The sequence below is a fragment of the Pseudomonas poae genome, assembly GCF_001439785.1.
Taxonomy (GTDB): domain Bacteria; phylum Pseudomonadota; class Gammaproteobacteria; order Pseudomonadales; family Pseudomonadaceae; genus Aquipseudomonas; species Aquipseudomonas poae.
Window position 1 is genome coordinate 448,869 of record NZ_JYLI01000001.1, and the last position, 7,842, is coordinate 456,710.

Here is a 7,842-nt window from a genome sequence, read left to right on the forward strand (position 1 = left end):
GGCTCCTAACGACGGATCGCCAGACGCTGTTCCAGGTAGCGGAGCAGCATGGCGATGAGGTAACAGGCAGCCACGTAGAGCGCCGTCGTGACCAGCCAGGTTTCGATCACCCGGTAGCTTTCGACATTGATCTTACGGGCGTAATAAGTCAGTTCAGGCACCGCGATGGCGGCTGCCAGCGAGGTGTCCTTGAACAGCGATATAAAGTTGTTCGACAGCGCCGGCAGCACGTTGCGCAGCATCACCGGCACGCTGATGTAGGCACGAATGCGCCACTCGCCCAGGCCGATGGCCAGCCCGGCTTCGCGCAGGCCCTTGGGGATATTCAACAACCCGGCGCGGAACACTTCGGTGAGGTAGGCACCGGCGTAAAGCGACAGCGTGATGATGAACGAGGGTATCTTGTCCAGGCGGATGCCCAGGCTCGGCAAGGCAAAGTAGATCAACAGGATCAGCACCAGGATCGGCGTATTGCGCACCACCGTCACGTACACCGAGGCGAGGATGCGCAGGGCGCGGTGCCGAGACAGCATGGCGAAGGCCATCAACAGGCCGATCACACAGCCGATGGCGATCGAGATCAACGCCAGCGTCAGGCCCAGGCCGAGCCCCGCCAGCAAGGTGTCGAAGTCGCGCCACACGGCGGCAAAGTTCAACTGATAGTTCATGGTTGGCAGCACCTGCTCGGGGCGTCGTCGGCGACACCCCAGGGTTTACGATTTACTTGAACTCGACCGGGAAGCCGATGGCGGGTTCCGGCAGGTCCACGCCGAACCACTGCTTGAACGAGGCCTTGTAGGTGGGAAACTCCACACCGGTCATGGCTTCATGCAGGGCGGTGTTGACGAAGTTCAGCCAGTCCTGATCGCCACGCTTGACCGCGCACGCGTAGGTCTGCGGGCTCCAGGCGTAGGTCGGGCTGCGGTAACGGCCAGGGTTCTGCACCATCAGGTACTTGACCGAGGACTGGTCGGTGGCGGCGGCATCGGCGCGCCCTGAGTTCACCGCCTGGTACATCAGGTCGACGCTGTCGTACTGGTCAACTTTGGCCTTGGGCAGCGCCTGGTGCACCAACTCTTCGGCGTACACGTTCTGCAACACGGCGACAGTGACGCTGTCGCCTGCGGCCTGCAGGTCTTCGATCTCTTTATATTTGCTGTTGTTGGGCAGCAGCAGGCCCACGCCTTCGCGGTAGTACGGCAGGGTGAAGGCCACCTGTTGCGCACGGCTGGCGGTGACGGTGATGAACTGACACGTCATGTCGACCTTGTCGGTGAGCAGGTTGGGAATGCGCGCATCCGATGACTGCACCACGAACTCGACCTTGCTCGGGTCGTTGAACAGCCCTTTGGCGACCATACGGCCGATATCGATATCGAACCCCTGCAACTTGCCATCAGCGCCCTGGAAGTGCCACGGCGCATTGGTGCTGCCGGTGCCCACGATCAGGTGCCCGCGCTTGAGCACGGCATCGAGCTTGCTGTCCGCCGCTTGCGCGAGGCTGGCAAGGGACGCCGAGGCGGCAAAAAGAAAAACACACGCTTTGAACACGAAAGGTCGGTGATGCATGGCGAGCACTCCAGGGCTGTTTAGTCCGCTATAACGGAACTTGGTATGTAACAACGGAATAAACAGCAGAAAGTGTGCCACTGGCGGTAACAGAAAAATATGACAGGAATAAAACTGTTGTTAATCAAGCAGATGAATCAGAAGACGGAACGCGGCAGCGCGTCGGCATTGCCAGTAGCAGTGCTACCCATGGCCCCATACAGAGATGACGGCGCCAAGCCAGTGCGTCACCGCCCCGTTACCGCGCGCAGCGCCGTCTGGAAAAATCCCGGCGCTGGACTAGCCTTTGGCACACCTCCGACGACAAGGAATGCACCCCGATGAAGCTTCGTCTCACCCTGGTATTGCTCACCCTGCTGGCAGCCGGCAGCGCCTGGGCCAGCAACGACCGTCGCGAATGCAAGGAAGAGCTGCAGAAACTCAAGGAGGCGTTCAACGTCGACTACACCAGCCAGAACCACCACGGCTACCGCGAGGCGAAGGCGTCCCGTGACAATGAGGAGTACCGCAAATGCGCCGGCCAGGCGCGCAAGGCGCGCGAACGCATAGAGCGTGACCGTGACGCTTGATACCTGTAAAGGTTGACAGTAGACGTTGATGATCGGCCGATTTAGCGTACCGGCAATGGCTTTTCAGGCCGCGTACGCAAGGAGATCGTCATGGGCGTTGCAAATACGGTGATCAATGACCTCAAGGAATACGAGAGCATTCTGAAAGAACATTCTCTAGTCATCGCGTTGTTCACCTCACCCTATTGCCCGGCCTGCATGGGCGCCTGCCAACGCTTTGAGCGGGTTGCCGAAAAATACGGCCACGGCACCAAGACCATGGTGCTGGACACGACGCAGACCCCGTACATCGAAGGCGTGGACGGCACGCCAACGCTGGTGGTGTACAAAAATGCCCTGGAGGTCAAAAACCTCAAGGGCATTGGTGAACCGCAGGATCAGGAAAAAATCCTCGAAGCCGTATTCAAGGAGTGGGTTGCAACGGCACCAGCAACACCTGTGTGACCCGCCGCTCTTCCACCGCCGCCACCGTCAGGTGCCAGCCCTCATGCTCCAGGCTATCGCCCAGCACCGGCAGGCGGTCGAGCAGGCTCATCACCAGCCCGGCCAGGGTCTGATAGTCCTCGGTCGCGGCCGCTGTGAAACCGGTGCGCTGACGCACCTGGTTCAGGTTCAACGCACCATTGGCGCGAAAGCCCGCGCCCTCCTCGACAATATCCGGCCCTTCGATTTCACTGGCGTCCGGCAACTCGCCGGCAATGGACTCGAGAATGTCGGTCATGCTCAACACCCCCATGAAATCGCCGAACTCGTTGATCACGAAGGCGATGTGAGTGGACTCCTGGCGCATCTGCTCCAGGGCATTGAGGATCGAAAAACTGTCCAGCAGGTTGATCGCTCGACGTGCGAGGTGTTCCAGATTCGGCTCGTTGCCGGCCAGGTATTCCTTGAGCAGTTCCTTCTTGTGCACAAAGCCCAGCGGTTCATCCACCGCGCCGTTGCGGATCAGCGGCAGGCGCGAATAGGACGAATGCATGAGTGTTCGACGAATCGTCTCGGCGTCGTCCGCCAGATCGATGCAGTCGACCTTGGCCCGTGGCGTCATCAGGGTACGGATCGGCCGCTCGGCCAGTTGCAGCACGCCGCTGATCATCACCCGTTCGCGTCGGTCGAACAGCGGGCCCTGGGCAGCATCGGCTTCACCCAGCAGGTCGGCGACGTCATCACCCACCTCTTCCACCGCCAGGCCGCGGCCACCCAGCAGGCGCATCACCGCATGAGCGGTCCGCTCACGCACCGGCAACACGCCCTGCGCCGACTTCTTGCGACGTGCTCGCGCGATCTGGTTGAACACCTCGATCAGGATCGAGAAACCAATCGCGGCGTACAGGTAGCCCTTGGGAATATGGAACCCCAGGCCTTCGGCGGTCAGCGCGAAGCCGATCATCATCAAAAAGCCCAGGCATAGCATGATCACCGTGGGGTGTGCGTTGACGAAGCGGGTCAGCGGCTTGCTGGCCACGATCATCAGACCGATGGAGACGATCACCGCGATCATCATCACCGCCAGCTCATCGACCATGCCCACGGCGGTAATCACCGCGTCGAGGGAGAACACCGCGTCGAGCACCACGATCTGCGCCACGATCGGCCAGAACATCGCATAGGTCACATTGCCGCTGCGCTGGGCCACATGGCCTTCAAGGCGCTCGTGCAACTCCATGGTGGCCTTGAACAGCAGGAACACACCGCCAAACAGCATGATCAGGTCACGGCCGGAGAAGCTCTTGTCGAACACCTCGAACAACGGCTGAGTGAGGGTGACCAGCCAGGAAATACTCGCCAGCAGGCCCAGGCGCATCAGCAGCGCCAGGGACAAGCCGATCAACCGCGCACGGTCGCGCTGCTCCGGCGGCAGCTTGTCCGCCAGGATCGCGATAAACACCAGGTTGTCGATGCCCAGCACCAGTTCCAGCACAATCAGGGTCGCCAGGCCAAGCCAGGCCGTAGGGTCCGCTAACCATTCCATTTCTATAAGTCTCTGTGTTCAGTTTTCAGGAGGCCGGGCACGGCAATGCGCGATCAGTGGACCGGGACAAGGCTATCAGTCGGAATACGGGGTGTTTGAGCGGGAACAGCGACGGTGGGTGTCTTGAGGAAAGACGACTGGGAGGCTCCGAGAGGGTGTTCATGCAAGTCCTGCGATGGGAAAAGGACTTGAATCCTACAGCCGAAACATAAATTTCCCACAACGCAAAACTATTACAAGATCTGTAAACCGCTGTGGCAACGGGGCCCGCTGTAGGGAGCGGGCTTCTGTGGCGAGCGGGCTTGCCCCGCGTTGGGGTGCGAAGCACCCCCCAATCCAGCAAAACGCGGTGTACCTGATACGGCTCAGCGCCTGGTTTTGGGGCTGCTGCGCAGCCCAACGCAGGACAAGCCTGCTCGCCACAAGGAATCTGCGCTTAACTGAACGGCATTGGGGCAAGCCCGCTCGCCATAACACATCCATTCACCACAATAATTCCAATCGCCACAACGAACCCGGTAGCCAAAGCCGATGAAATCAATCCAGGTCCGCAGCCTCATGCCGCTCCGCCAGTTGCTCGGACACCTCGCCAAACACCCGGTTGACCCGACGCCCGCGCTTGACCGCCGGTCGTGCATCGATCGCCTTGGCCCAGCGCATCACGTGGGTGTACTCATGCACCGAGAGAAAGGTTGCCGCGTCATACAAGCGTCCCAACACCAACCCGCCGTACCAGGGCCAGATCGCAATATCGGCAATGCTGTACTCATCCCCGGCTATGTACTCACTTTCGGCAAGTCGCTTGTCCAGTACATCCAGCTGACGCTTGGCCTCCATGGCGAAGCGGTTGATCGGGTACTCCATCTTGCTCGGCGCATAGGCATAAAAATGTCCGAAGCCGCCGCCCAGGTAAGGCGCACTGCCCATCTGCCAGAACAGCCACGATAGGCACTCCGCCCGCGCCGCCGGCGCGGTGGGCAGCAACGCGCCGAACTTTTCGGCCAGGTATTGCAGGATCGCGCCGGATTCAAATATGCGAATCGGCGTGGGGCCGCTGTGGTCCATCAGCGCGGGGATCTTCGAGTTCGGGTTCACCGCCACAAACCCGCTGCCGAACTGGTCGCCGTCACCGATCTTGATCAGCCACGCGTCGTATTCGGCGCCGCTGTGCCCCAGCGCCAGGAGTTCTTCCAGCAGGATCGTGACCTTCTGCCCATTGGGCGTGGCCAGGGAATACAGCTGCAACGGATGCTTGCCCACCGGCAGCGCCTTGTCATGGGTGGCACCGGCAATGGGCCGGTTGGTGCTGGCAAAGGTGCCGCCATTTTCAGCGTCCCAGGTCCAGACTTTCGGCGGCTGGTAGTCAGTCATGCTCGGTTCTCCCTTGGGTTGCAACAGTAGGTTGGAAACATTTCGATACTGCCAGCCGGCCGACGTTCCATCCAGCACCAATCCGCGTGCCTACACCCAGCCCCCGTCGACGATGAAGTTCTGCGCCGAACACATCGCTGCCGCATCCGACGCCAGGAACAACGCCATGTTGGCGATATGCTCCGGCAGCACGCTGCCCGGCAGGCACTGGCTGCGCGCGATCAAGTCCCTGGCCGCATCGTCCACCCACATTGCCAGTTGCTTCTCGGTCATTACCCAGCCCGGCACCAGCGTGTTCACGCGGATATGGCTGGGCCCCAGCTCACGCGCCAGGGCACGGGTCATGCCATGGGCCGCCGCCTTGCTGGCGGCGTACACCGGGTAGCCGGCCGACGCCATCATCCAGCCGACGGAGCCCAGGTTGATGATCGAACCGCCGCCCGCCTCTTTCATGCCCGGCACCACCGCCTTGGCGGCAAAGAAGGCGTGCTTGAGGTTGACCGCGATCAAGCGGTCGAAGGTCTGCGAATCGACCTCCTCCAAGGTGTGGCGTACATCATTGGCGGCATTGTTCACCAGCACCGTGATCGGCCCCAGCGACTGCTCGAAGCGGCCGATGGCGGCGCGATAGCCGATCTCGTCGGTGATGTCGCAGCACACGAACTCGACGGTATGCCCCTGCGAACTCAACAGCGCCGCCAGGCGTTCGCCCTGGCTCTGCGCGCGGTCCACAAACGCGACCTTGGCGCCCTGCGCGGCAAAGGCACGCACCATGAACTCACCAATGCCCGAGGCACCGCCGGACACCAGCACGGTTTTGCCCTTGAGGTCGGGATACACAGCCTGCGCAATACTCATATAACGGTTGCCTCGATCAATTAGTCTTATTTTATTTTACGAAATCGGCGTTAAAGGCTATAAATTCGCTGTCACACCGACAAAATATCGCTATTAGTAGAACTATTCCACTCAAAACAACAAAAGGAAGTTCGACCATGAAGCACCCTCGATACCTGCTCTCCGGCCTCGCCCTGTCCATGCTGGTTGCCAGTGGCGGCGCCCAGGCAACAGGCCTGAGCAGTGAGCACAAGCCGTTCGGCAAGACCAATGACGGCACACCCGTCGAACAGTACATCCTGCGCAACAGCCACGGCATGCAAGCCACGGTTATCACCTACGGCGGCGTGTTGCAGTCGCTGAAGGTGCCGGACAAGCACGGCAAGGTCGACGATGTGGTGCTCGGGTTTGACGACGTGCAAGGCTACCAGGCCGGCACCGCGTTCTTTGGCGCGACCATCGGCCGTTTCGGCAACCGCCTGGCCGGCGGCGCCTTTGAACTCGACGGCAAGCGCTTCCAGGTACCGCTCAACGATGGCCCCAACTCGCTGCATGGCGGCGCCCAGGGCTTCGACAAGCACGTGTGGAAAGCGGCGCAGGTCAAGGACAAGGACTCGGTGGGCGTCACCCTCACCTACCTGTCCAAAGACGGCGAAATGGGCTTCCCCGGTAACCTGAAGACCGAAGTCACCTACCGCCTCAACGACAAAAACGAACTGCACATCGACTACAAGGCGACCACCGACAAACCGACGGTGCTCAACCTCACCAACCACAGCTACTTCAACCTGGCCGGCGCCGGTAATGGCGACATCCTCAAGCAGGTCGCCACCCTGCACGCCAGCCATTACACGCCGGTGAACGCCACGCTGATTCCGACCGGCGAACTGGCACCGGTGGCCGGCACGCCGATGGATTTTCTCAAACCCACGCCTATCGGCCAGCACATCAAGGACGATCATCCGCAACTCAAGTTCGCCGAACCCAAGCAAGGCGGGTTCGACTTCAACTGGGCGCTGGATACCAAGGGCGACGTCAAGCAACTCGCTGCCGAGGTGCATGACCCTGAGTCGGGCCGCCGCCTGCAGCTTTACACCAGCGAGCCGGGAGTGCAGTTCTACACCAGCAACTTCCTCGATGGTTCGGTGAAGGGCAAGGCCGGCAAGACGTATCTGCACTGGAGCGGGTTTACCCTGGAAACCCAGCACTTTCCGGATGCACCCAACCAGCCCAACTTTGCCTCGACCCGCCTGAACCCGGGGCAGACCTACACCCAGAACACGATTTTCAAGTTCTCCGCTGACTAAAACTGTGGGAGGGGGCTTGCCCCCTCCCACATTGATTCCTCGCAGAGCTTGAGGTCAGCGTTGCTTCATGCGGTCTATCACCACCGCCAGCAACAGGATCGAGCCGCGGATCACGTATTGGTAAAACGTGTCGATGTTCTTCAGGTTCATCGCGTTTTCGATGATCGCCAAAATCAGCACCCCGGCAATCACATGGCGGATCATGCCGATGCCGCCGCTC

At 60.7% G+C, this 7,842-nt stretch carries 8 protein-coding genes and 1 pseudogene; 3 read left to right on the forward strand and 6 right to left on the reverse strand.

Annotated elements, in window-relative coordinates; all coding sequences use genetic code 11:
• Nucleotides 1-5 precede the first annotated feature (5 nt).
• Together TU75_RS01560 and TU75_RS01565 are read right to left on the reverse strand one after the other, a co-directional pair.
• On the reverse strand, nucleotides 6-668 hold the full coding sequence (locus TU75_RS01560; protein ID WP_015372301.1) for an amino acid ABC transporter permease: 663 nt from the start codon (nucleotides 666-668) through the stop codon (nucleotides 6-8).
• A gap of 52 nt (nucleotides 669-720) precedes the next feature.
• On the reverse strand, nucleotides 721-1,569 hold the full coding sequence (locus tag TU75_RS01565; RefSeq protein WP_015372302.1) for a transporter substrate-binding protein: 849 nt from the start codon (nucleotides 1,567-1,569) through the stop codon (nucleotides 721-723).
• 320 nt (nucleotides 1,570-1,889) lie between these two features.
• On the opposite strand from TU75_RS01565, the gene TU75_RS01570 reads away from it, so the two are divergent.
• Together TU75_RS01570 and TU75_RS01575 are read left to right on the forward strand one after the other, a co-directional pair.
• Nucleotides 1,890-2,138, forward strand: a complete 249-nt coding sequence (locus TU75_RS01570; RefSeq protein WP_003238117.1) for a hypothetical protein — start codon at nucleotides 1,890-1,892, stop codon at nucleotides 2,136-2,138.
• Nucleotides 2,139-2,228: 90 nt separating this feature from the next.
• Nucleotides 2,229-2,582, forward strand: a complete 354-nt coding sequence (locus TU75_RS01575) for a thioredoxin family protein (RefSeq protein ID WP_003238115.1) — start codon at nucleotides 2,229-2,231, stop codon at nucleotides 2,580-2,582.
• On the opposite strand, the gene TU75_RS01580 is transcribed toward TU75_RS01575, so the two are convergent.
• The 3 genes from TU75_RS01580 to TU75_RS01590 form a co-directional block, all read right to left on the reverse strand.
• On the reverse strand, nucleotides 2,542-4,107 hold the full coding sequence (locus TU75_RS01580; RefSeq protein ID WP_060548027.1) for a TerC family protein: 1,566 nt from the start codon (nucleotides 4,105-4,107) through the stop codon (nucleotides 2,542-2,544). The two genes, TU75_RS01575 and TU75_RS01580, sit on opposite strands and share 41 nt — an antisense overlap.
• A gap of 537 nt (nucleotides 4,108-4,644) precedes the next feature.
• On the reverse strand, nucleotides 4,645-5,478 hold the full coding sequence (gene yghU, locus TU75_RS01585; protein ID WP_060548028.1) for a glutathione-dependent disulfide-bond oxidoreductase: 834 nt from the start codon (nucleotides 5,476-5,478) through the stop codon (nucleotides 4,645-4,647).
• A gap of 90 nt (nucleotides 5,479-5,568) precedes the next feature.
• Nucleotides 5,569-6,336: an SDR family NAD(P)-dependent oxidoreductase gene (locus TU75_RS01590; RefSeq protein WP_003238108.1), complete on the reverse strand. Its 768-nt coding sequence runs from the start codon at nucleotides 6,334-6,336 to the stop codon at nucleotides 5,569-5,571.
• Nucleotides 6,337-6,473: 137 nt separating this feature from the next.
• On the opposite strand from TU75_RS01590, the gene TU75_RS01595 reads away from it, so the two are divergent.
• The gene (locus TU75_RS01595) at nucleotides 6,474-7,622 is read left to right on the forward strand and encodes an aldose epimerase family protein (RefSeq protein ID WP_060548029.1); all 1,149 of its coding nucleotides are present in this window, start codon (nucleotides 6,474-6,476) and stop codon (nucleotides 7,620-7,622) included.
• 54 nt (nucleotides 7,623-7,676) lie between these two features.
• Here TU75_RS01595 and TU75_RS01600 read toward each other — a convergent pair.
• A pseudogene (locus tag TU75_RS01600) lies at nucleotides 7,677-7,842 on the reverse strand (L-arabinose ABC transporter permease AraH); the annotation flags it as partial.